18 protein-coding genes are annotated in these 21,441 nt (G+C 60.2%); 5 read left to right on the top strand and 13 right to left on the bottom strand.

Annotation, left to right across the window (positions count from 1 at the left end; all coding sequences use genetic code 11):
* Positions 1-423 precede the first annotated feature (423 nt).
* Positions 424-1,809 (top strand): tryptophanase, encoded by a 1,386-nt coding sequence (locus ACTG2W_RS03150; RefSeq protein WP_440016038.1) that lies wholly within the window; start codon positions 424-426, stop codon positions 1,807-1,809.
* 133 nt (positions 1,810-1,942) lie between these two features.
* On the opposite strand, the gene cdd is transcribed toward ACTG2W_RS03150, so the two are convergent.
* The 3 genes from cdd to ACTG2W_RS03135 all read right to left on the bottom strand — a co-directional run bounded on the left by cdd (position 1,943) and on the right by ACTG2W_RS03135 (position 4,064).
* Complete coding sequence (cdd, locus tag ACTG2W_RS03145) at positions 1,943-2,827, bottom strand: cytidine deaminase (protein ID WP_440016037.1); 885 nt, start codon at positions 2,825-2,827, stop codon at positions 1,943-1,945.
* 197 nt (positions 2,828-3,024) lie between these two features.
* A complete protein-coding gene (locus ACTG2W_RS03140) occupies positions 3,025-3,711 on the bottom strand; it encodes an LrgB family protein (protein WP_440016036.1) in 687 nt (228 codons plus the stop codon).
* The gene (locus ACTG2W_RS03135) at positions 3,708-4,064 is read right to left on the bottom strand and encodes a CidA/LrgA family protein (RefSeq protein ID WP_005333279.1); all 357 of its coding nucleotides are present in this window, start codon (positions 4,062-4,064) and stop codon (positions 3,708-3,710) included. Before ACTG2W_RS03135 ends, ACTG2W_RS03140 begins: the two co-directional genes overlap by 4 nt.
* Positions 4,065-4,229: 165 nt before the next feature.
* Here ACTG2W_RS03135 and ACTG2W_RS03130 point away from each other — a divergent pair, with 165 nt between their 5' ends.
* A complete protein-coding gene (locus ACTG2W_RS03130) occupies positions 4,230-5,939 on the top strand; it encodes a glycoside hydrolase family 36 protein (protein WP_440016035.1) in 1,710 nt (569 codons plus the stop codon).
* A 78-nt stretch (positions 5,940-6,017) separates the two neighbouring features.
* Here ACTG2W_RS03130 and ACTG2W_RS03125 read toward each other — a convergent pair whose 3' ends face one another.
* The gene (locus tag ACTG2W_RS03125; protein WP_005360277.1) at positions 6,018-6,518 is read right to left on the bottom strand and encodes a hypothetical protein; all 501 of its coding nucleotides are present in this window, start codon (positions 6,516-6,518) and stop codon (positions 6,018-6,020) included.
* Positions 6,519-6,673: 155 nt separating this feature from the next.
* Positions 6,674-8,101: an exodeoxyribonuclease I gene (sbcB, locus tag ACTG2W_RS03120; protein WP_106843400.1), complete on the bottom strand. Its 1,428-nt coding sequence runs from the start codon at positions 8,099-8,101 to the stop codon at positions 6,674-6,676.
* Positions 8,102-8,441: 340 nt separating this feature from the next.
* Here sbcB and ACTG2W_RS03115 point away from each other — a divergent pair, with 340 nt between their 5' ends.
* The 3 genes from ACTG2W_RS03115 to ACTG2W_RS03105 are packed head-to-tail and all read left to right on the top strand — an operon-like array spanning position 8,442 to position 11,709.
* On the top strand, positions 8,442-9,755 hold the full coding sequence (locus tag ACTG2W_RS03115; RefSeq protein WP_106843312.1) for an anaerobic sulfatase maturase: 1,314 nt from the start codon (positions 8,442-8,444) through the stop codon (positions 9,753-9,755).
* A 3-nt stretch (positions 9,756-9,758) separates the two neighbouring features.
* Positions 9,759-10,874 carry a tetratricopeptide repeat protein gene (locus ACTG2W_RS03110; RefSeq protein WP_106843313.1) on the top strand — a complete coding sequence of 372 codons (1,116 nt, stop codon included), beginning with the start codon at positions 9,759-9,761 and terminating at the stop codon, positions 10,872-10,874.
* Positions 10,875-10,908: 34 nt separating this feature from the next.
* Entirely contained in the window at positions 10,909-11,709 is an 801-nt protein-coding gene (locus ACTG2W_RS03105; RefSeq protein ID WP_106843314.1) for a formylglycine-generating enzyme family protein, read from the top strand.
* On the opposite strand, the gene ACTG2W_RS03100 is transcribed toward ACTG2W_RS03105, so the two are convergent.
* From ACTG2W_RS03100 to ACTG2W_RS03065, 8 genes are all read right to left on the bottom strand, one after another.
* A complete protein-coding gene (locus tag ACTG2W_RS03100; protein ID WP_440016034.1) occupies positions 11,706-12,674 on the bottom strand; it encodes a LysR family transcriptional regulator in 969 nt (322 codons plus the stop codon). The genes ACTG2W_RS03105 and ACTG2W_RS03100 overlap by 4 nt on opposite strands.
* 152 nt (positions 12,675-12,826) lie before the next feature.
* Positions 12,827-14,155 carry a BatD family protein gene (locus tag ACTG2W_RS03095; protein WP_235657004.1) on the bottom strand — a complete coding sequence of 443 codons (1,329 nt, stop codon included), beginning with the start codon at positions 14,153-14,155 and terminating at the stop codon, positions 12,827-12,829.
* 25 nt (positions 14,156-14,180) lie between these two features.
* Positions 14,181-15,911: a VWA domain-containing protein gene (locus ACTG2W_RS03090; RefSeq protein ID WP_106843317.1), complete on the bottom strand. Its 1,731-nt coding sequence runs from the start codon at positions 15,909-15,911 to the stop codon at positions 14,181-14,183.
* Positions 15,908-16,951, bottom strand: a complete 1,044-nt coding sequence (locus ACTG2W_RS03085; RefSeq protein ID WP_106843318.1) for a vWA domain-containing protein — start codon at positions 16,949-16,951, stop codon at positions 15,908-15,910. Before ACTG2W_RS03085 ends, ACTG2W_RS03090 begins: the two co-directional genes overlap by 4 nt.
* Positions 16,944-17,465 (bottom strand): DUF4381 family protein, encoded by a 522-nt coding sequence (locus ACTG2W_RS03080; protein WP_106843319.1) that lies wholly within the window; start codon positions 17,463-17,465, stop codon positions 16,944-16,946. The genes ACTG2W_RS03085 and ACTG2W_RS03080 overlap by 8 nt, the downstream gene beginning before the upstream one ends.
* Positions 17,465-18,448: a DUF58 domain-containing protein gene (locus ACTG2W_RS03075; RefSeq protein ID WP_106843320.1), complete on the bottom strand. Its 984-nt coding sequence runs from the start codon at positions 18,446-18,448 to the stop codon at positions 17,465-17,467. The genes ACTG2W_RS03080 and ACTG2W_RS03075 overlap by 1 nt, the downstream gene beginning before the upstream one ends.
* A gap of 8 nt (positions 18,449-18,456) precedes the next feature.
* Positions 18,457-19,434: an AAA family ATPase gene (locus ACTG2W_RS03070; RefSeq protein ID WP_106843321.1), complete on the bottom strand. Its 978-nt coding sequence runs from the start codon at positions 19,432-19,434 to the stop codon at positions 18,457-18,459.
* 144 nt (positions 19,435-19,578) lie between these two features.
* Complete coding sequence (locus tag ACTG2W_RS03065; RefSeq protein ID WP_235657005.1) at positions 19,579-21,117, bottom strand: arylsulfatase; 1,539 nt, start codon at positions 21,115-21,117, stop codon at positions 19,579-19,581.
* Between the last annotated feature and the right edge of the window lie 324 nt (positions 21,118-21,441).

Raw genomic sequence — 21,441 nt, 5'->3', positions numbered from 1 at the left:
TGTGGGTAGGGAGAATAACGAACCGGGGGAGCTGGCGGATCAACCTCACTGCCAGTTTGCCGCGCAGATGCGCACTTTGTGAGCGGGCGCACAGCCTGTCAGAGCATCTCTTGTTTGCAAATTAACCAGCCGTTAACGTGGCGAGGCTGCCGTTGGCAGCACCCATCAATGGATCTTGTTGGCCATCGACTGTCTACAACCGATATGGAGGGGAGTGATGCCAATCATGACAGCTACGCCCCGGGCAGCTTGCCTGCTCGCCCACTGGTATACCCGGGATCCCATTCTCACCTTCGACTTTCCTCACCGCTGATTGGCGGCACCCGCCGTTTGAATTTGTCAGCCGGACGACCCTGATCGCCCCGGCCTCTTTGCCAATCCCGATTTCAAACACACTGGCCTTGCGCCGGTGAGGAGTCTTTTATGCGTCGTATACCCGAGCCGTTTCGTATCAAGATGGTCGAGCCCATAAAACAGACCACTGGCGCCGAGCGTCGTGCTGCCCTCGAGGCCGCTGGCTGGAACCCCTTCCTGCTGCTGGCCGAAGATGTCTATATCGATCTGCTGACTGACAGCGGTACCGGTGCCATGTCCGATCGTCAGTGGGCCGGCATCATGATGGGGGATGAGGCCTATGCGGGCAGCCGCAACTTCGTCGAGCTGGAGCGCACGGTACGCGACATTTTTGGTTACCGGCATGTGATGCCCACCCACCAGGGGCGCGGGGCCGAGCAGATCCTCTTCCCCGAGCTGGTCAAACGCTGCAAGGGCAAGGCACCTGTCTTTATCTCCAACTACCACTTCGACACCACCAAGGCCCACGTGGAGTTGGCTGGCGCACGGGCCATCAACCTGCTCACTCCGAAAGCCCTCGATACCACGGCCCCTTATGCCTGGAAGGGGGATTTTGATCTTCCTCGCCTGAGCGATACCATCGAGACCCTGGGGGCCGACAACGTGGCCGGTGTCATCATCACGGTGACCTGCAACAGCGCCGGTGGTCAGCCGGTCTCCATGACCAATATGGAGGCGGTCTCGGCGCTGGCCCGTCGTCACCAGATTCCGGTGGTGATCGACGCCGCCCGTTTTGCCGAGAACGCCTGGTTTATCAAGGAGCGGGATCCGGCCTATGCCAAGCACAGCATCAAGGAGATAGTGCGCCAGATGTTTGCACTGGGGGACATCTTCACCATGTCGGCCAAGAAGGATGGGCTGGTCAATATCGGTGGGCTCTGTTGTTTCAAAGAGGATCTCGACCTGTTCCGCGCGGTGCAGGTGCGCTGCGTGGCGATGGAGGGGTTTGTCACTTATGGCGGCCTCGCCGGGCGGGATATGGCGGCGCTTGCCATCGGCCTGCGGGAGGGGATGGATGAGGAGTATCTCACCTACCGCATCAGTCAGGTGGCCTATCTCGGCGAGCGTCTGGCCGAGGCGGGCATCCCCATCCAGACCCCCACCGGCGGCCATGCGGTCTTTGTGGATGCCAAAAAGCTGCTGCCCCATATTCCGGCCGAGCAGTTCCCGGCCCATGCGCTCGCCTGCGAGCTCTATCTGGAAGGGGGCGTGCGCGGGGTGGAGATTGGCTCCCTGCTGCTCGGGCGCGATCCCGCCACCGGCAAGCAGGAGGCGGCGGACTTCGAGCTTTTGCGTCTCACCATTCCGCGCCGGGTCTACACCCGGGATCACATGGACTATGTGGCCGACTGCCTGATCGCAGTGAAAGCGCGGGCCAGCGACATTCGCGGGCTCACTTTTGACTACGAGCCGCCGCTGCTGCGCCACTTCACGGCGCGGCTGAAACCTGTCTGATCAGCAACCGGTCAGACTGGGTGATCAACCGCGCTAAGCCCTGAGGATCACCGGTCGCTCCCGGTTAAACGGCCAAGTAAAAAGCCCCCGCACCAAGGTGCGGGGGCTTTCGTTTATCGACGCAAAGCAGGGGTCAGACCGCCTGATACTCCAGCTCGACGGAGCCCAGTGCCTTGAGGGTGGACTGGGCGGAGTCACGCTGGCTGATCTGGCCGTTTTTGTTCTCCAGCAGCACGGCGCGGCGGATGGTGGCGAGATCTTCGCCATTAAGCACTGCATGGGCGCAGGCCATCTGCATCGGCGGCAGGCTGGGGTTGAAGGCGGCGTTCTCGGCGTAGCGGCCAGAGAAGATGCGGCCATCGGCAAACTGCAGCGCCACCGCGGCATAGCCCTGACTGTAGGGGGCGTAGCTTTGACGGGCGGCGGCCAGCGCGGCCTGCCACAGCGGGTCTTCGCTTTGAAGCTGAAGCTCTGCGTGATCCTGCGGGCTCATCAGCGCATCCGTGATGTCGAGATCCGCCGGGCCAAACGAGTGGGGCAGGAAGGATTGCAGGGCGCTCAAGTCATCGGGCAGAGAGACTTTCAGGATCTTGGCGGTGCTCAGCTCGTTCATGAACTGACGGCAGTGGCCACAGGGGGTGTAGTTGACGGTGATTTCAGAGATCCCGGTCTCGCCACCCAGCCAGGCGTTAGAGATGGCGGACTGCTCGGCGTGGACCGAGTGGTACAGACCTTGTCCTGCAAACTCCATGTTGGCACCGAAGTACCAGGTGCCACTCAGGCCGCAGGCGATAGCACCGACATAAAACTTGGAGATGGGGGCTACCGAGCAGGCGGCGGCCAGTGGCAACAGGGCGAGGCGCAGAGCGCGATCATCGAGACCTGTGGCGGCTTTCAGGGTGGCGACTTGCTCCGGCGTGAAGCGGGCGTTGAAGTCGGCACTATCCAGCATGGGCTGCACGGCTGCTTTGAGCGGGGCAGAGAGGGTATCGAATGGCTTGGCAAAACGGGGATGCATAGTGTGTCCTCAAAGGCCAATTGGGCGGCCATTGTAGGGAGCAAGCTCGGGTAAATGTGTGAGCAGGCTCACGCCCTGACGGGCAAACGGAGGGGGATGGTAATGGAAACGTTTGTCTTGTGCAAATTGTGCGGCAGGTCGCACCCCGAGAGGCCAGCAGGCCCCCCGGAATAGTCAACAGGTGGTCAATGGGGTGATCAGATCAGCCAGTGATAGATGGCAAACAGCAGCGGCGCGACGGCAGCGGTGAGGATCCCGCACACCACCATGGCGAGCGATGCAAAGGCCCCCTGGGTGATCCCCTTCTCGGCGGAAGTAGCTGTGCCGATGGCGTGGGCACAGGCCCCCATCGCGAGCCCTTGCGCTTCCGGATCGGTCACTTTGAACAGTTTGAGCAGCGGGTAGCCGATCAGGGCACCGACAATCCCCACCACCACTACCACGGCGGCCGCAATGGCGGGAATGCCGCCAATGGACTGGCTGACGCTCATGGCGAGTGGGGTGGTGATGGATTTGGTGGCAAGGGAGGCGAGCAGCGCCGGATCTGTGCCCATAAAATGACCGATCAGCAGGGTTGTGCACACCGAGATCAAGACGGAGGCGAGGGTACAGATTAGGATGGGCTTGAGCTTGGCCTGGATCTGGCGCGCCTGTTGATAGAGCGGCAGCGCCAGCGCCACTACTGCGGGCTCCAGCAGCATGGTAATGGGGCTGCTGCCGCGCTCGTACTGCTCAAGGGGCAGATCAAACCAGAGCAGCAGGCCGATGATCACCGCGGTCGGCAACAGCACAGGGTTGATGATGGGCCAGGGCCGGCGGCGATAGAGGGCACGGGTGGCGAAATAGAGCGCCAGGGTCAGGGGAATGGCTAGCCAGAAGATCATTTGTTCATCCTCTGGTAGAGCCGGCCGACGGTGGCGAGGATCAGTACGATCCCGAGCACGATGCAGAGCATGATGACGCCGAAGGATTGGCGCAGGGGCTCAAGCCAGGCCACCAGTCCGACCGCAACCGGCACGAACAGTACGCCCATGTGGCGCAGCAGCAAGCCTGCCCCCAGCTCGACCCAGTGCAGCTTGATCAGTTGCAGGGAGAGCAGCACGAACAACAGCAGCATGCCGATGATGCTGCCGGGAAAGGCAAACGGCAGGATGGCTGCCACGGATTTGCCTGCCAGCAGGCAGGCGACGATGACCATAAAGTCACGAAAGTACAGCAAGGCGCGTTGCGCGATCACGTGAACCTCATCGACTGGGAAGAAAAATCGCAGTTTACCAGAGAGGCCGGGTCTCGGCATTAAAACAATAACAACTGAAATCAGTTCGTTTGAAGCTGATTTGTATGCAGATTATCTGTTGAACATCGTCTGATAGAACCCTTTTTCGAACTACAAGGAGTAGTGATGACATCCCTCTTGTCCAGAGTTCGCCAGCTGGCGAACGATAATGCGTTGCCACCCCAGCTGCTGCAAACCCGTCAGTGGGACGGGCCCCTGTGCCGGGTGCGACTCGACAACACCGGCGCTGATGCCACATCAGTTGACCGCTGGGTGCTGTTTGACGGCAAGCTTGGCCTGCCGGTGGAGAGCGCCATCTATGGCGAAGGATTCCAGATGCTGGCCCAGACCATGGGTAGCTGGCAATCACCACAACATGTCGGCCGTTGCCCCGATGCCAGCGTCTATCGCATCACCGATGACAATGGCTATCACACCATTCACAACCTGCTGCTGGTGGAGCATGGCAAGGGGTGGCTGCTGCTCGCCTTTGCCAGCTGCCACCGTTTTGGTGGGGAGTTTCGCCTCTACCCCGATGGTCGCTTGCAGATCCTGATGGATTGCGAAGGGCGGGAACTCGCGGCCGGTGAGCACTGGCAGAGCGAGGCACTGATCTGCCTCGAAGGGGCGGAGCGCGAGGATCTGCTGGCTGAGTTGGCACGGTTGATCGAGGCTGAGCACGGCTCGCTGATCGGCAAGGTGAGTGATCGCCCGAGCGGTTGGTGCTCCTGGTATCACTACTACGCCGAGGTGAGCGCTGCCGATATTCGCGAGAACCTGCAGGTCCGTGCCGAGCGTTTCCCGGCCCTGCGATATGTGCAGATCGACGACGGCTATCAGGCCAAGATGGGCGACTGGCTTACTCCATCGGCCAAGTTCGAGCAAGGTGTAGCCTCACTGGCTGCGGAGATCAAACAGGCTGGCTGCGAGCCCGCCCTCTGGGTCGCTCCCTTTATCGCAGAGCCCGGTTCGCGGGTGTTTCAGGAGCACCCAGACTGGTTTGTGAAGGGGGATGACGGCCTGCCGCTCCCTTCCGAGCGGGTCACCTATGGCGGTTGGCGCTGCACTCCCTGGTATGTGCTGGACGGTACCCACCCTGAGGTGCAGGCGCACCTTGAACAGGTGTTCCGAACCCTGCGCGAGCAGTGGGGCATCCACTACTTCAAGCTCGATGCCAACTTCTGGGGCGCAATCCACGGTGGCCGTTTCCACGATCCGGCCGCCACTCGGGTTGAAGCCTATCGACGCGGTATGGCGGCCATCCTGCGTGGTGCTGGTGAAGGTGCTTTCCTGCTCGGTTGCAACGCCCCCATCTGGCCAAGCCTTGGGTTGGTGCACGGCATGCGGGTGAGTGATGACGTGGAACGCAATGGCCACCGCTATCGCCAGATCGCCCGCGAGGCCTTCTGCCGCGCCTGGCAGAACGACAAACTCTGGGCCCTCGACCCCGACTGCATTTGCCTGCGGGATCTGCCAAGCCAGCAGGCAAGCAAGGCGGATTACAGCTTCCATCTGGCAGCGCTGGTGGCGAGCGGTGGCATGATGCTGGCCGGTGATCGACTGCAAGATCTCGATGAGGAGCAAGCGGCGCAACTGCGCAAGCTGCTTGAGCTTTGTGCGTCCCGTGCACCCTCTGCCCGTTTCGAGTCGATGGACTTTGCCTGCGGCGAAGTAAGCCTGCCCGAGGGCGGCACTCTACTTTGCCTGTTCAACTGGGAGGGGCAACCACAGGAGTTTCTGCTGCCGGAAGGGGGAACCGATTTTTGGCAGGGGCAGGCTGTCGGTACGGCCATGACCCTGCAAGTGGGCGAGGGGCGGGTGATCCACTACACCTGATCACAGCGTCACCATAAACAATTCAGGCTCCATAACGGAGCCTGAATTGTTTCAATCAGCAGTTATCAGCCACGTTTTTCAGTAACGCCACTCAAAACCGACGGCGTATTTGGCTGAGCCATAGCCCGGGATATCACTGCCGGAGGCGATCGCCTTGAGGGTCAGCAACGGGGTGATGGGCACCCCCAGACCAAAACCGATGGCCAGTTGATCATTGGGGTTCCCCATCAGATCGACCCGCATCACCCGATAGAGGGACATGTCCTCGCTCAGGTGCATATAGGCTTGCGATGCGCGGTTATAGACCTGACCAAACACCTCCAGCTGGAAACCTGACTGGGCGCTGATGGCCAGCGGTACCCCGACAAACTTGTAGAGATGGGAGCCGTTGAAGTAGCTGTTGGTGATCAGGGGAGTGAAATCAGTCTGCTGATAAAGGGTGTTGAAGTTCTGTTCTACGATGCGATAGGTCTGCTCGGGCAGGCGAGCAAGATAGTCCGGCACATCGAACCGGTATGCGGCGTTGGCTGCCAGCGGCAGCAGTGCCAGTAATCCGAGCAGTGCGTGGTGACGAGGCATCAGCAAATGGCTTCCGTTCGGCCAAAGAGATCTCTTGCTTGGGAGACATCCGCTCAGGATGTTGCAAGATATTGGTTTTTGGGGAAATCCCCTTCGTCATTATGACCTGAAGAAGGGGACGGGCGGGAAGGATTTATTGTGAAACTACTCACAACTCATAAATCTTCCAGATAGTGATAGAGACTCTTTAGAATCGCAAAGTTCCGTTCGTTACTCTGGTTCTGCTCGGCCAGCGCCTCGAGACGGGGCACATAGTCCGGCAGACGGCGGCTGAAGTAGTCGCTGCAGTGCAGGCGCCAGCGTTTCTGCTCCGCTTCGCTCAAGGTGTGCGGCCAGTTGCGGGCGCGATAGCGGAACAGCATCTCCGGCAGCCGGGTGTCGGTAAAGGCGAACTCCCGTTCACCTAGCAGATCCGCGGGGGTGGCACGCACCAGATCCATGGTGGACTTGTCGCCATGGCCAAAGAATCCTGCGTAGAGCTGGGTATCGGGGTCGCTCTCATTGCTGCCGGCGAACTCTTGATTGAACACTTCCACCAGTTTTTCCCGCACCTCGGGGTGGGCGCGCAGCAGATCCAGGCTCTTGCGGCACTGCTCCCGATTGATGCCGAGCTCGTCGGCCCGTTCCGCCGTCAGGGTGGCGGCCGGCGCCAGCACCGGGCACTTGTTGATGTGCACCAGTTTCACCGGAATGCCCGCCAGATCCCCCAGCTCCTCTTTTTTGGTATAGAGGCGCTCGCGGATCTCCTCACTGGAGAGTTCAATGAGCGGGGTGGGGTCACGGGTCAGATCCACCATGATCACCGCGTTCTGGTTGGTGGGGTGCCAGGCAAGTGGCGAGACCCAGCTTGCACAACCCTGCCAGGGAGAGAACATGCCGGAGACATGCACCAGCGGCTTCATGGTCACCACGTCAATCAGCGCCTTCACCTTGTTCTTGTTGCGAAGGTCAAAGAGGTAACCAAACAGCTTGGGTTGGGCTTTTTTCACCAGCTTGGCCATCTCGATGGTGGCCAGCACGTCCGAGAGTGCATCGTGGGCATTGGCGTGGGCCACGCCGTTGGCGACCGTCAGCTTCTCCAGCCGGAAACTCGGCTTGCCCTCATCATCAAAGGCCCACTCGATCCCCTCCGGGCGCAGGGCATAGCAGGCCCGCAGCATGTCGAGGATGTCCCAGCGGGAGTTGCCGTTTTGCCACGCGTAGCCATAGGGGTCATAGAAGTTGCGATAGAGGGTGTAGCGGGTCACTTCATCATCGAAGCGGATGCTGTTGTAGCCAAGCACACAGGTATTCGGCGTGGCGAATTGCTCGTGGATCTGGCGAATGAAATCCGCCTCGCACAGCCCATCCTTCATCGCCTTTTGTGGCGTGATACCGGTAATCAGGCACGCCTCCGGATCCGGCAGATAGTCCGCTGGCGGCTTGCAATAAATCACCAGCGGCTCGCCAATGATGTTGAAATCCGCATCGGTACGAATACCGGCAAACTGCGACGGCCTGTCCTTGGCGGGGCTGATGCCGAAGGTCTCGTAGTCGTGGAAATAGAATGTTAGCTCATTGCCCGGTTGTGCTGTTTTGCTCATGTTGCTCGAGATGAGGTATCCGATGACGGCGGCTAGCGCCTGGGTGGGCGGTGCCAGGCACCACAATTGTGTGCATGGTAAACCATAGCGCAGGCAGAACGAAGGGCGAGCCGTGCAGGTGGCGGTTTATTGGGCGGTTGTTCCCGATATCTTATGCACTTCTGTCTTGCTCACCGGGACTATACGACCAATTTATCTCGTAGGATGCGATGATTTTTTATGACATCAGAATGTTAGCCTGGTCCCATATCCGCTGGTTATAAGGGGTATAACCAGCGTGTGATAGCGGGAGCCTTTAGACTGCAGGCCTCAAAACAGCAATTTTGCAGGTGGTGCAGTTATGGTGATTACTCAGGGTCCACAGTTCAACGGCAAGGCATCCAAGCGGATGCATGTGATGGCCAAACCTATCGGGGCCGTGTGTAACATCGACTGTACCTACTGCTACTACCTCAGCAAGCAGGATCTGCTGGAATACAAGAAGGGGTTTTCGCCCCAGATGGACGAGCAGACCCTTGAGACCTATATCCGCCAATATATCGAGGGGCAGAATACCCCCGAGATCATCTTCTCCTGGCAGGGGGGCGAGCCGACGTTGCTTGGGCTCGACTATTTTCGCAAAGTGGTTGAGTTGCAGCGCAAATACCAGCCGCAAGGGGTGGTGATCGCCAACGACCTGCAGACCAACGGCATCCTGCTCAACGATGAGTGGTGTGAATTTCTGGCCGCCAACAACTTTCTCATCGGTTTGAGCATCGATGGCCCCGAGCTGCTGCACAACGCCTATCGGGTCAACCGAGCCGGGCGCGGTACCTTCAATCAGGTGATGACGGCGGTGGCGTTGCTGCATAAATACAAGGTGAAGTTTGCCACCCTGACCAGCGTCAACAACCTCACCAGCAAGAATGCGCTGGAGGTTTATCGCTTCCTGCGTGATGAGGTGAAGTCGCCCCAGATGCAGTTTATCCCCATCGTCGAGCAGAAAAGTTTTCGCACCACCGCGCCCCAGACTTGGCAACCGCAGGAGCAACTCAAGCAGGGGGACAAGCGCCTCAATCCCTGGCACAAAAATTCGGTGGTCGAGCCCTGGTGCGTCTCGGCCGAGGGGTGGGGGGATTTTCTCATCACCATTTTCGATGAGTGGGTGCAGCGGGATCTGGGACGGGTCTTCGTGCAATATTTCGAGGCGAGTGTCGAGACCTGGATGGGACGCAAGAATCCCCTCTGTACCTTGGGGGAGATCTGCGGCAAGGGGCTGGCGATGGAGCCCAACGGCGATGTGTTTGCCTGTGACCACTATGTCTATCCCAAGTACAAGATCGGCAATATCCACCATCAGCCGCTCAGTGAGCTGGCGTATTCGCCCGCCCAGCAAGCCTTCGGCTTTGCCAAATCGCGCAGCCTGGCCCGCCAGTGCCAGCAGTGTGACTACCAGTTTGCCTGCTATGGGGAGTGCCCGAAGAACCGCTTTATTCGCACTCACGAAGGAGAGGCAGGTCTGAATTACCTCTGTGCCGGTTGGTACAAGTTTTTCAGCCATATCGATCAGTCGATGGCCTATATCCTGCGCCGTGCCGGTTACCCTGTGGCCCATGGCAAGTATCGTGATGCGGGGATGAATAACGGCGTCATGACACATGGTCAGAGGAAATAAGCGATGCAGAGCATGTTGAGTCGCTGCGAGTTCCGTCACGCCCGCTACGGCACCATGGGCGCCTTGTGGCTGGCCCTTGGCATGACCCTGTCTGGCGCAGCGCTGGCGGTAGCCAGCCCTGAGCCGCCGGTCACCACATCAGCGAATGGGGCACCCACCGCATCCGTGGCAGTCACTGCGCCCTCAGCCGCCCAGATCCAGCAGTGGGCCTACCGTGCGCAGGATATCTCCCTGCCAGCGGTGGAGCGGGCCGATGCCCTGCGTCAGCTGGCGTCTTATCCGAACCAGAACAGTCTGGTGGCGGTGGCCAGAACTCTGCGCGACGAGAGTGAGCTGGTGCGAGAAGCTGCGGTCGTGGCTGCTGACCCTTATCAGTTTGCGCACCGCTGGCGGCTGCTCTCACCGCTGTTGGCTGACAGCAGTGCCGAGGTTCGCCGTGCCGCTACCCTCAATCTGGTGCGCGATTATGGCGCCATGAATGAGGGGCAACTGAGCGCCATTGGCCAGCCGCTGGCGGAGGTGAGCGAGTATCTCGCCCGGCAGCAGGACCCTGCGCAGCAGCTGTTGCAGGCAGATCTCTATCGCTGGACCCGGCAGTGGGACAAGGCGCAGGCAAGCTACGAACAACTGCTGGCCAATCAGCCCGATAATCCCCTGATCTGGCTTGGTCTCTCTGACAACTTGCGGGCCCAGCAACGGGATGCCGAGGCGCTGGCCTTGCTCAACAAGGGGATCCTTGTGCTGCCGCAGAATGCCAACCTCCATTACGCCAAGGCGCTGACCCAAGTGCGCCTCGATCAGAAGAGCGAAGCGGCAGTCACCATGGCACGGGCGGCGGAGCTCGCTGGCAATAACAGCTACTTCTGGTATCTCAACGGGGTGCTGCAAGAGCCGCTGGATCTCGAGAAAGCCATCGGCTCGTTCGAGCTTGCCTACCGGATCTCCGGCGCGCCGGAGCAGCTCTATGCGTTGTGCGATATCTACCTTCGCCACGCTCACCCCAAGAGCGACGCCTGCATGAGTGAACTTGGCAAGATAGCGCCCCCCGAGGTGCTGGCCGAGCTCAATAGCAAGCGTGCGAGCAAGACGAGCACGCCGCCGGTTTCCGCTGGCCAGTAATGGCTGCCACTTCTCTTACTGCACAGGTCAGGTTATGACGATCATACCGTTCAAATGCGCAATTCCATTGCTGGTGACCACCCTGTTGGTAGCTGGCTGCACCCTCTCGGTCAAACAGGGCAACCAGCCGCTCCATCCGCTGCGACAGAAGGTTGAAGCGGACATGGTGCTGGTGGAAGGGGGCCGTTTTGAGATGGGCTCCAACGACCCTAGCGCCAAAGCGAGCGAAGGGCCGCAGCATACGGTCTCGCTCAACAGCTTCTACATGGCAAAATTCGAGGTGACCCAGGCTCTGTTCGAGGCGGTGATGGGCCCCTCCATCAGCTATTTCCAGGCGCCGGATGTACCGGTCAACAACCTCAGCTGGCAACAGGCCAATCTGTTTGTGACAAGGCTCAATGAGCTGACCGGTGCTCACTACCGCCTGCCCACCGAAGCTGAGTGGGAGTATGCAGCCAGGGGGGGCAAGCTGAGTAAAGGCTATCGTTACAGCGGCTCCGATCAGATTGACGAAGTGGCTTGGTACAGCGGCAACGCCAAGAATCGCGCCTATCCGGTGGGGCTGAAAAAGCCCAACGAGCTGGGGCTATACGACATGACCGGCAATGTGGGGGAGTTTGTGGCTGATGCCTATGAAGAGACCTTCTATCGCCATAGTCCTCAAGAGAACCCGAACAATGCCCAGGAGAGCAAGAGCCACCTCGCCCATAAGTCGGTGCGAGGCGGCAGCTACGCCTATGAGGCTGAATTATCTGAAAATTTCCGGCGTGATTTTGCCAGCCAGTCGGTGATGATGGCTGACATGGGATTGCGACTGGTGCGTGATGCCCGTTAGGGCTGATCGATGGAGGTGGCCAGCCCCAGCTCGCTGACCACCTCGAACAGCTGCTGGCGCAGCCAGCGGTGGCCCGCCTCGGTGGTCCGGCTGGGGTGCCAGATGGCTGACAGGCTGAATACTGATTCCTCGAAGGGGAAGGGGAGTACCCGCACATCATACATGCTGGCAAAGGTATTTATGATGGAGGTGGGCAAAACCCCGATGATCTCGCTGCACGCAATGATGGGCAGCATCTCCATGGCGGTTGGCACCCGTACCACGATATTGCGGTTGGCCATTTGCGGCAGGTGCTCGGCGGTGATCATGCTGCCTCTGACCTGCCACTGGGCCAACGCCACATGCTCCTCGGTAAAATAGGCCTCCACCGTCAAGTCGCTGCCCAGTCTCGGGTGGTTGCTGGCACACACCACCTTCACCTGCTCGCCATAGAGCACCTCGCTCTTGAGCATGCTGCGCCCGCTCTGGGTCATGTCGATGATGAGATCATAACGCTGCATCCGCAGGTCACTCTCCATATCCTCGGTAAAGAGGGGATGCACCTCGAGCGAAATACCCGGAGCGTGTGCCCGGATCTTGCACAGCAGCGCCGGAACCAGTTGGGCGCTGACCAGTCTGACACAGGCGATGGAGAAGACTCGCTGGGAAGTGCGTGGATTGAAGGTGCGCGATGTAGATAGGGTCGAGCTGAAGTTTTTCAGCGCGGCCGCCATCGCCGGATAGATGTCGATGGCAAACGAGGTGGGCTCCATCCCCACGACCTTGCGATTAAACAGAGGATCACCGTAGATCTCCCGCAGTCGCTTGAGGGCCTTGCTGACGGCGGGTTGGCTGATCTCCATGCGTGTCGCCGCCCGGGAGAGGCTGCGCTCTTCATAGATGGCGACAAAGATCGGGATCAGGTTCAGCTCGGTACTCTGATGTCTAACAAGAGAGGCCTCGTTACATGTTTGTGGAAAAATCACACTGCCTTGGCACTGTCGGGTAGCCGGAGGGGAGAACCTGCTACGCCAGTCAGGTGGCGTGGCAGCCAGCTGGTATCCCACTTTGGCAGTGTAATGAAGTGGGTAAAGTGGGACAACCAGTGCAGGACTGGTTGCTGCGTGGTGCACTTTATTTATCTGTTTGCGTTGCTGGATGATTGACCTGCTGAGGTCGGTTTGCCAGTCAGGGGGGTCAGTTCCGGCAGGGCCGCTTGCCAGCCGATAATGTGGCCCAACCGTGAACGGATGTTGCCAAGACTGGCGCCCCGTTGCCTTTGCAGGCGCACCAGCAGGCGCCAGCCCATCCTGAGCGCATCAGCCCGATCAAGGGGATCTTGCTGGAATACAACCTGTTGTTGCTGCCAAGCCGGATCGGAACTGACACGGCTAAGTTCCAGCCAACCCCTCTTGGCCCGCAGATAGCGATAGGCCAGTACCCGCACCGCCCCCCACTGCCTGCTCCAGATGGCGGCCCCATATTGCCAGCCGAGCGGGCGAGGGTGGTGACGGTAGTAACGGGCTATAGCCAGGAGCGCCAGCACCAGCAGGGCTACACCACCGGCTACTCCAAGCAACCGATGCCAGTAGGCCGCCAGCCAGGAGGCGGGAGTGTGGCGCACTTGCAGGGTCTGCCCGGGGAGTGTCAGGGTCTGCAGCTGGCCAGTCTGGCTGTTCCACCAGGCAAGCTCCAGCGCGGGTAGGGTCAACTCACCACCGCGCTGCACGATATAGGTAGTCTGATCTTCCCGTGTCGAGAGGTACTCCCCCCGATCTTGGGTATCGTTCAGTCGGGCTTGCGCCGGATAGGCCTGTACCCGCCCATCGCTTGCAAGCGGAGTGATCAGCGGCGGGATCAGTACCGAGAGGGTATCCTGCCCGCTGGCGGTCACGGTGCGGGTGATAGCATCCCCTACCCGCAGCTCGCCGTCAGCATGGTCATCCGCAGAGCGCTGCCAACGCTGACTCAGGGTGAGATTGCTGGCGCTCAGCCAACGCCCGCCGACCGTCAGGGCTGGGTCGGGCAGAGCGGCGGCAAAACGCTGAGGGTGGGTGGTGAGAGTGATCTGCCGGGAGCCCCCTTCAGGGCGCGCCACGGTGGCCCGCACCGTGATGGCGGGGATCTCGAACTGGCCGGATTGCTGGGGATAGAGCGTCAGCTCCCAGCGCTGGTGCGACCAGGTCTCGCCATCGCGGCGCTGGGTGAAGTTGGTCGCCAGCTCGCTGCGCTGCTTGACCATGACCCCCGGCAGCTCGAACTGGCCGATGCGGGTACCCGCGGTAAACCAGCGGTTGGTGGCCAGCTCCAGATAGAGGGTGATCTGTTGGTTGACGGCATAGGGGCGCTTCTCCTCCCCCTGATCTTTCAGCCAGCTCTTGAGGGTCACCTGAGTGGCGTCAGTCGCATCAGCAGCCAGTGCTTCGACCGTGAGCAGCACGGCCCCGAGCAGGGTAGCAGTCACCATATATCTGCACAGCCAGTGGCGGAGTTTATTGTGCCGGTTGCACATGGGGAGGCTCCTTGTGGGTGGCAGAACGAGGACGGGCGGTTGCGCCCGTTTGCTGCGCGTGTAGCTGGAGGCGGAATTTGGCTTGCAGGAAGTCACCGGGATCAGACTCCACCCGGCGCAGCCACTTTTCGGCCTGCGCCGGATTGGCCAGGATCTGATCTGCGGTCAGGGTTTCGCGCGCCATCAGGGATGAAGCCACGGTCTCTTCCGCCCCGTCGGCACTGCGTGGCTCATCATCGGGCAGTTCACTGGAGTGATCAGGTCCATCCGGCGTGCCGGTCTGGCTCTGACTGGCGCGGTTGATCTCGTCAACAATCCCGCTCATCACCTGATAGTTATGGGCGGCTGATTGGCGCACGTTCGGGTCGCTGGCCTCGTCAGCCAGTTGTCGGAACAGCCGGCGGGCGGCCAGATACTCACGCTGTCTGGCGAGGGCATTGCCGGCATAGAGCAGAGCCTGTTCGGAGTCGGCTTGCAGGAATGCTGACTGAGCCAGCGTAAACTCGGCGCCATAGTAGTAGGCCACCCCCTTGTAGAAGGGATCTTCATAGTGTTTAGCCGCCTCCAGATAGTCCCCCTGCTGGAAGTACCACTGCCCCTGCTGATCCGGGGTGAGCCAGAGGTTGAACCACTGCTGTTTCAGCTCCTTTGCCCAGTGATTGATCGCAGGCGCTGTCGGCTCTGCGGGCGCCAGCGAGAAGGTGGTGGCCTGCGCAGGCGTCGTCTGTAACAGGGAGAGACCGATGGCTACCACCAGACCCCACTGCACCAGCCAGCCTTTGCGAAACCAGAGCAGCAGCAGGGCGACGACCGGAAAGAGCAGGTAGTAACCCATGTCCTGCCAGGGCATCAGGGAGTCGTTGTGGATCAAAAAGTTGCGTTCAATCCCCCGGTTGATGCGCTCTACATCGCCATTATCCACCGTCATGGTGAGCAGGGTGCCATCGCTGTCACTGGCCAGTCGCCGTAGTGAGGCAAGCTCCAGCGGGCGTTTGCCACTCAGGGCCGGGTCGCCAGCGGCCAGGATCAGCAACTGACGGGATTGACCACGGAAATAGTCAGCCAAGGGGGCGATGGCGGCGGGGCTGATGCCATCACTCACCAGCAAAACGGTGCTGCCGGTCTCATCGGCCAGAAGTTCGGTGAGCAGCGGGATCACCTGTTCGGTGCGCTTGCCCGCTTTAGGCATGATCTCGGGACGGATGGCGGCGAGGATAGGGTCATAGACGGCATTGTCACGGGTCAGCGGCATGGCGGTGTGGGCCGAGCCGGCAAAGACCACCAGCCCGTTGCGCCCGCCATCGCGGGTCGCCAGTAGATCGCTGATCTTCTGCTTGGCCCGCGTCAATCGGTTGGGGGCGATATCCGTTTCCAGCATGGAGTCGCTGTTATCGAGCAGGATCAGCAGGGCGCCCTGATCTTCGCCAAAGGGGGAGGGCTCACGGCTCCAGGTCGGCCCTGCACAGATCAGGATGGCCAGCCCCATCAACAGTCCCAGCACCTTGAGGGGCAGGTTCTTTTTCCAGCCGGTGTCCCCCAGCGTCAGCGCCTCGCGCAGATGGGGCGGCAGCCGCTGTTGCCAGCTGTTTGCTTCATCCATGCGCCAGCGCAGCAGCAGGATGGCGACAAGGGGGAGCAAGGCCAGCAGCCACCAGGGGCGTAGAAAGTGGGCATTCAGCCAGAGCTGTTGCCAGTAGAGAGGATCCATCATGGCGTGTCTCCTGAGAGAGCAGTGCGCAGGTGGTCGCGCCTGAGGGTCAACAGGGAAAAGAGGGTGAGATAGAGGCCAACGCTGACGGCGATGAGGTAATGGTGCAGGCTTTCGCGGGTCTGAAAGCGGGTGCTTTCGTAGCGTTGTGGCTCCAGCTCACCGATCACCTGATAGGCGCGCGTCAGCTGCGCCTCATCAAGAGCCTGAAACAACTGGCCGCCGGTCAGGGTCGCCAACTGTTTCAGGGTATCGAGATCGAGTGCCTGTTCGCCGACGGTTGCCGGATCCCCCATGGCGATAGTATGCAGCCGCACACCGTTGACCGCGGCTACCCGGGCCGCATCCCGCGGGGTGACAAAACTGCCGGTGTCGTTACCATCGGTAAGGATGATGGCGACTTTCTCCCGCTTGGCGCTGTTCTGGTCTTGTTGCCCGTGGCGATCACTGTTGTTGAACACTTTGATTGCCAGGCCGATGGCATCCCCCAGATGGGTACTCTGGCCTGCCATGGCGACATCGGTCTCCTGCAGCAGGGTTTGCCAGGTGTCGAGATCGGCGGTAAACGGCGCCTGGAGAAAGGCGGCATCCCCAAACAGGATGAGCCCGAGTCGATCTCCTTTACGCGTTGCAGCAAATTGTTTAAGCACCTCTTTGGCGGCGTCGAGCCGACTGAGGGACTTGCCGGGGTCGGGGGAGAAGTCGGTCTCGGCCATGGAGCCGGAGAGATCCAGCACTATCATCACATCCCGCCCGAACCGCTCGCGCACCTGAGGCGGGCCATAGATGGTGGGCTTGGCCAGTGCCAGCACTGCCAACAGCCAAACGGTGATCAGGGCGATCCGCTGCCACCAGCTGGCAGTCAGCTGGGTTGCCCCCTCACGCGGCGGTTCATCCAGCAGATAGATCAGCAGGTCGAAGAAGGGCACCTTGATGGCACTCTGCCGGGTGCGATAGGCCGGAATAAGGCGAAACACCAGCAACGGCAGGGGCAGCAGCCAGAAACAGTGGGGGTGGGCAAACTCGAGACCTGCATCAAGCATGATGAGCCTCCGTCGCCAACGAGGCTGTTTGTATTGGAGTCTGGTGGTGGGCAAGCCAGTCGTTGCAGAGGGAAACGAGGCAGAGCTGATCACTGACGCTTGACACCACCTGATCACAGACCAGCGATACCAGCCAGCGCTCCCCCAGTTCGGTCGCGAAACGGGGCTGCCTATCAGCCATGGCATTGTCAAGGGTCTGCAGCAACGCCATGCCAAACAGCTTGCCGTGCCGGGGATCTAGGTGGGTCAACACCTGCTTGATCAGCTGAAACAGCGCCAGACTGGCCCCGGCATCAGACCAGTTGATCGTGCGCAGGGCCGCCTGCGCTTCACGGCGGTAACGCTGTTGCCACCAGCGCTGTGCCCGGTGATAGAGCCAGAGCAGCGCCAGCGCCCCCAGGCTCAGCGCCAGCAGCAGCCAGCCTGCAGTTTGCGGTTGCCAGCTGATGGTGGGTGGTACGGTCACGTCCTGCAATTCGCGCAGCATATAGGTGCCGGGCAGCTTGTGGTTCATCAGTGATCTCCTCCCAATGCGGTAATGAGGCGGGCGAGGTGGTGGCCACCGGTGTCGAGGGTAATAAGCGGCAATCCCTTGAAGGCCATCAGTCGCAGCAGTTGCTCTTTTTTCAGTTGCTGCTGGCGGGCTAGCCCCTGATCCAGCACAGGGATCTGGTGGGGAGCAATATTGAGCTGGTACTGGCCATCGCCGACTACCCAGCTGGCGCCAGCGGCTGTGGTCGACAGGGTCGACTCGAGGGGATCGGCGATGTGCAGTGCCAGCACATCGTTGTGCTGCTGCAAGTAACCGAGGAGGGTCAGGTCGGCCTCGGTGACGCCTGCCCAGTCGCTAAGAAAGATCAGGGTGGTATTTTTCAACTTGAGGCGGCCCAGCATCGCCAGCAGGGGGGCCAGACCGGTCGCCTCGCTGTCGCGGCTGATGGCCGAGAGAGCATGATTGGCGGCACAGAGCTGGCGCAGTCCTGCCAACCAGTGGCCACGGGTGCGCTGGCCGTGCAGCCACGCCACGCCATCGCAGTGCAAAATGGCGAGCCCGACCCGATCGCTCTCTTTGAGTACTTGCCAGCCGAGCAGGGCGGCGACTTCGGCGGCCACCACCGACTTCATCACCTCCACCGAGGAGAAGAACATGCAACTGCGCTGATCAACGCAGAGGATCACGTGACGATCTTTCTCTTCGCTATAACTGCGCACATGGGGGCGGCCGGTGCGCAGGGTCACTTTCCAGTCCAGGGTGCGAATATCATCCCCTTGCTGATAGTGGCGCAGCTCTTCAAAGTTGAGCCCACGGCCGCGAAAGCGTGACGAGTGGCGGCCGCACAGCAGGTTGCCGCTGTTTAGTCGGGGCAGCAGTGAAAACTGGCCGACCAACCCCTGAAGCCGGACCAGTGTCAGGTAGTCGCAGTGGATGCGGGGGTCACCACTGGGCGGTTGCCCGCCCTGTGTCAGCCTGTCATGGGATAAGGAGCGAGGTGTCATGGTATCGCTTACCCGATGACGACGTGATCGAGCAGAGTCATCACCACCTGCTGGTGATCCACCCCATCTGCCAGCGCGTCATAGCTGAGGGTAAAGCGGTGGCCAAGCACGCTGGGCACCATGGCGCGCACATCGTCGGGCAGCACGTGGTTGCGCCCTTGCAGCCAGGCATAGGCGCGGGCGCACTTGTCCAGAGCAATGGATGCGCGGGGGCTGGCGCCGACCGCAATCCACTGTTGCAGCCCGGTGGCCGGGTAGCGATCGGGGTGTCGGGTCGCCATGACCAGCGCAATGATGTAGTGCTCCACCAGCAGTGAGACCGTCATGGCCGAGAGCTCTGATCTGGCCTGCAAGATGAGTTCAGGGGAGAGGGGGGCGAACCCCTCGTTCTGCTGGCGGGTACCGCGCTCTTCGGCCCGCACCAGCCGAATGATGGCAAGCTCTGCCTCATCATCGGGGTAGGCGACCGAGACCTTGAGGGCAAAACGATCCATCTGGGCTTCTGGCAGCGGGTAGGTCCCCTCCTGCTCGATGGGGTTCTGGGTGGCCAGCACCATAAAGAGCTCGGGCAAGCGATGGCTCTTGTCACCGACGGTGACGGTGCCTTCGGCCATCGCCTCCAGCAGCGCCGCTTGTACCTTGGCGGGGGCGCGGTTCACTTCATCGGCCAGTACGATGCTGTTGAAGATGGGGCCTGGCTGGAAACGCAACTGGTGGGCTCCTTCATGCTCCTGATACATCTCGGTGCCGGTTACATCCGAGGGGAGCAGATCGGGGGTGAACTGAATGCGGCCGAAGCTGGTATTGAGGGCTTCAGCCAGCGCCTTGACCGAGCGGGTCTTGGCGGTGCCGGGCAAACCTTCGAGCAGCACGTGGCTATTGGTCAGCAAGCCGATGACCAGGGCGCGGATCACATGGGACTGGCCAACCACACTGTGACCAACCTGTTCGATGAGTTGCGAGATCTGTTGTTGCAAGGGGTTCATAGGGTTTTCCACAGGGTACATTTAACGAGACAGAGATAGGGCTAGGAGGGGGCCAACGGATTTTCAATTTCCAGCTGGCACGGGGCGAGCCGGCTGGAAATTGAAAACGCCCACCAGAGAGTGATGGGCGTTGGAGTCACCGCCTTACTTGATGGTGGCGACTTTTTGCTTGAGTGCATCCAGCTCTGCCAGTTTGCCCTTGAGCATCAGGCTCTGGGAGCTAATGCTGGCCGGGTTCATCTGGAAGCTCTGCTGCATCGGGTAGTTGGGTAGAGTGTCGAAGAACTCTTTCAGGATCCCCTGTGCAGGTACGAACAGCCACATGTTGTCTGCCATCCAGCGCAGATACATGCCTGACTCATGCGGTGCCTTCTCGAACGGATCTGCGCGCAGGTTGATGATCTGCGGCCAGTTCGGAGTCACACGCGCCGCGTCGGTGATGTTGCCCTCCATAGTGGCAAAGTTCAGTTTGAAGTCATTCCAGCGCACGGCGTTGAGTTCGCCGTTTGAGGAGAAGTAGAGCATGGAGTTGCGCGGGGAGGTGCCGGCTTTACCGGAGAGATACGGCATGAAGTTGTAACCGTCCAGTTTCACCCGCCACTGTTTGCCGTTGGCCTTGTAGCCCTTGGCCAGCTTCTCTTTCACATCCGGTACACCGGCTGCGGCCAACAGCGTCGGCATCCAGTCCTGATGGGCCATCATGGCGTTGACCTTGGTGCCTGGCTTGATCACGCCTGGCCAGCGAACCAGTTGCGGAACCCGCATCCCGCCTTCCCATGTGGTGCCTTTTTCGCCGTAGAATGGGGTGGTGCCGCCATCCGGCCAGCTGACGGTCTCGGCGCCGTTGTCAGTGGTGTAGATCACGATGGTGTTGTCGGCGACCCCCAGCTCGTCCAGTTTGTCGAGCAGGATCCCCACCTGATCATCGTGCTCCAGCATGCCATCGGCATAGATGCTGACGCCGGATTTACCCTGATACTTCTCTTGCAGACGGGTCCAGACGTGCATACGGGTGGCGTTGTGCCAGATGAAGAAGGGCTTCTTGGCCTTGACTGCTTTCTCCATGAACGCCAGCGAAGACTCGAGGAACTCTTCGTCAGCATGCTCCATGCGCTTGCGGGTCATGGGGCCGGTATCTTCAATCTTGCCGTCGGCAGAAGATTTGATGACGCCGCGTGGGCCGAACTTCTTCTTGAACTCCGGATCTTTCGGGTAGTAGTAGGTTTCCGGTTCTTCTTCTGCGTTCAGGTGATAGAGGTTGCCGAAGAACTCGTCGAAGCCGTGCTTGGTCGGCAGGTGCTGGTTCTGATCGCCCAAATGGTTTTTGCCGAACTGAGCCGTCATGTAACCCTGCTCTTTGAGCAGATCACCGATGGTAGGGGCCCAATCCGGAATGCCGTGGGTGGATCCGGGCATGCCGATGGTCAGCAGACCGGTACGGAATGGCTCTTCACCGGTAATGAAGGCGGCGCGGCCAGCGGTGCAGGATTGCTGACCGTAGTGATCGGTAAAGAGGGCCCCTTCATTGGCGATCCTGTCCAGGTTCGGGGTCTGGTAGCCCATCATCCCCTGGTTGTAGGCACTGATGTTCCAGTAGCCGATGTCATCGCCCATGATGGCAAGAATATTGGGCTTGGCGGTTGCTGTGGCACTACCAGCGGTGGCCATTAAGGCAAGGCTCATGGCTATTTTGTTTATTTGAATGGCCATTATTGGCTCCACTCCTAATCTGATGTGAATTGGTACACAAAATGGGCGATGAAAGCAGCGTGCGTTTAACGCGGTGGAAATATCATCCCGTGCAGGCTGTTGGAGGGGATGGAATACCCGGATGGGCACATTCCCCTTTATCGCTGTCGTTATGACCTGCAAAGAGTGATATGACCTGAATAGCCCGAGTTAACCGCAGCTTGGAAATCAGCTTTCAACAGTTTCACTCTATAAATCCCGTTTATCCTTGTCGCCTTATAGCGAATATAACCGCTGGTTATCCGATATTTTCTCTCC

This window comes from Aeromonas sp. 96A (assembly GCF_051919165.1).
Lineage (GTDB): Bacteria > Pseudomonadota > Gammaproteobacteria > Enterobacterales > Aeromonadaceae > Aeromonas > Aeromonas veronii.
The sequence above is the reverse complement of the archived record's forward strand: the minus strand, read 5'-3'. Positions and strand labels throughout refer to the sequence as shown.

Coding starts and splice junctions, on each gene's coding strand:
- ACTG2W_RS03150 (WP_440016038.1), top strand. CDS start 424: ATGCGTCGTATACCCGAGCCGTTTCGTATCAAGATGGTCGAGCCCATA.
- ACTG2W_RS03070 (WP_106843321.1), bottom strand. CDS start 19,434: ATGAACCCCTTGCAACAACAGATCTCGCAACTCATCGAACAGGTTGGT.
- ACTG2W_RS03115 (WP_106843312.1), top strand. CDS start 8,442: ATGGTGATTACTCAGGGTCCACAGTTCAACGGCAAGGCATCCAAGCGG.
- ACTG2W_RS03130 (WP_440016035.1), top strand. CDS start 4,230: ATGACATCCCTCTTGTCCAGAGTTCGCCAGCTGGCGAACGATAATGCG.
- ACTG2W_RS03085 (WP_106843318.1), bottom strand. CDS start 16,951: ATGCTTGATGCAGGTCTCGAGTTTGCCCACCCCCACTGTTTCTGGCTG.
- ACTG2W_RS03080 (WP_106843319.1), bottom strand. CDS start 17,465: ATGAACCACAAGCTGCCCGGCACCTATATGCTGCGCGAATTGCAGGAC.
- ACTG2W_RS03090 (WP_106843317.1), bottom strand. CDS start 15,911: ATGATGGATCCTCTCTACTGGCAACAGCTCTGGCTGAATGCCCACTTT.
- sbcB (WP_106843400.1), bottom strand. CDS start 8,101: ATGAGCAAAACAGCACAACCGGGCAATGAGCTAACATTCTATTTCCAC.
- ACTG2W_RS03110 (WP_106843313.1), top strand. CDS start 9,759: ATGCAGAGCATGTTGAGTCGCTGCGAGTTCCGTCACGCCCGCTACGGC.
- cdd (WP_440016037.1), bottom strand. CDS start 2,827: ATGCATCCCCGTTTTGCCAAGCCATTCGATACCCTCTCTGCCCCGCTC.
- ACTG2W_RS03095 (WP_235657004.1), bottom strand. CDS start 14,155: ATGGTGACTGCTACCCTGCTCGGGGCCGTGCTGCTCACGGTCGAAGCA.
- ACTG2W_RS03075 (WP_106843320.1), bottom strand. CDS start 18,448: ATGACACCTCGCTCCTTATCCCATGACAGGCTGACACAGGGCGGGCAA.
- ACTG2W_RS03140 (WP_440016036.1), bottom strand. CDS start 3,711: ATGATCTTCTGGCTAGCCATTCCCCTGACCCTGGCGCTCTATTTCGCC.
- ACTG2W_RS03105 (WP_106843314.1), top strand. CDS start 10,909: ATGACGATCATACCGTTCAAATGCGCAATTCCATTGCTGGTGACCACC.
- ACTG2W_RS03065 (WP_235657005.1), bottom strand. CDS start 21,117: ATGAGCCTTGCCTTAATGGCCACCGCTGGTAGTGCCACAGCAACCGCC.
- ACTG2W_RS03125 (WP_005360277.1), bottom strand. CDS start 6,518: ATGCCTCGTCACCACGCACTGCTCGGATTACTGGCACTGCTGCCGCTG.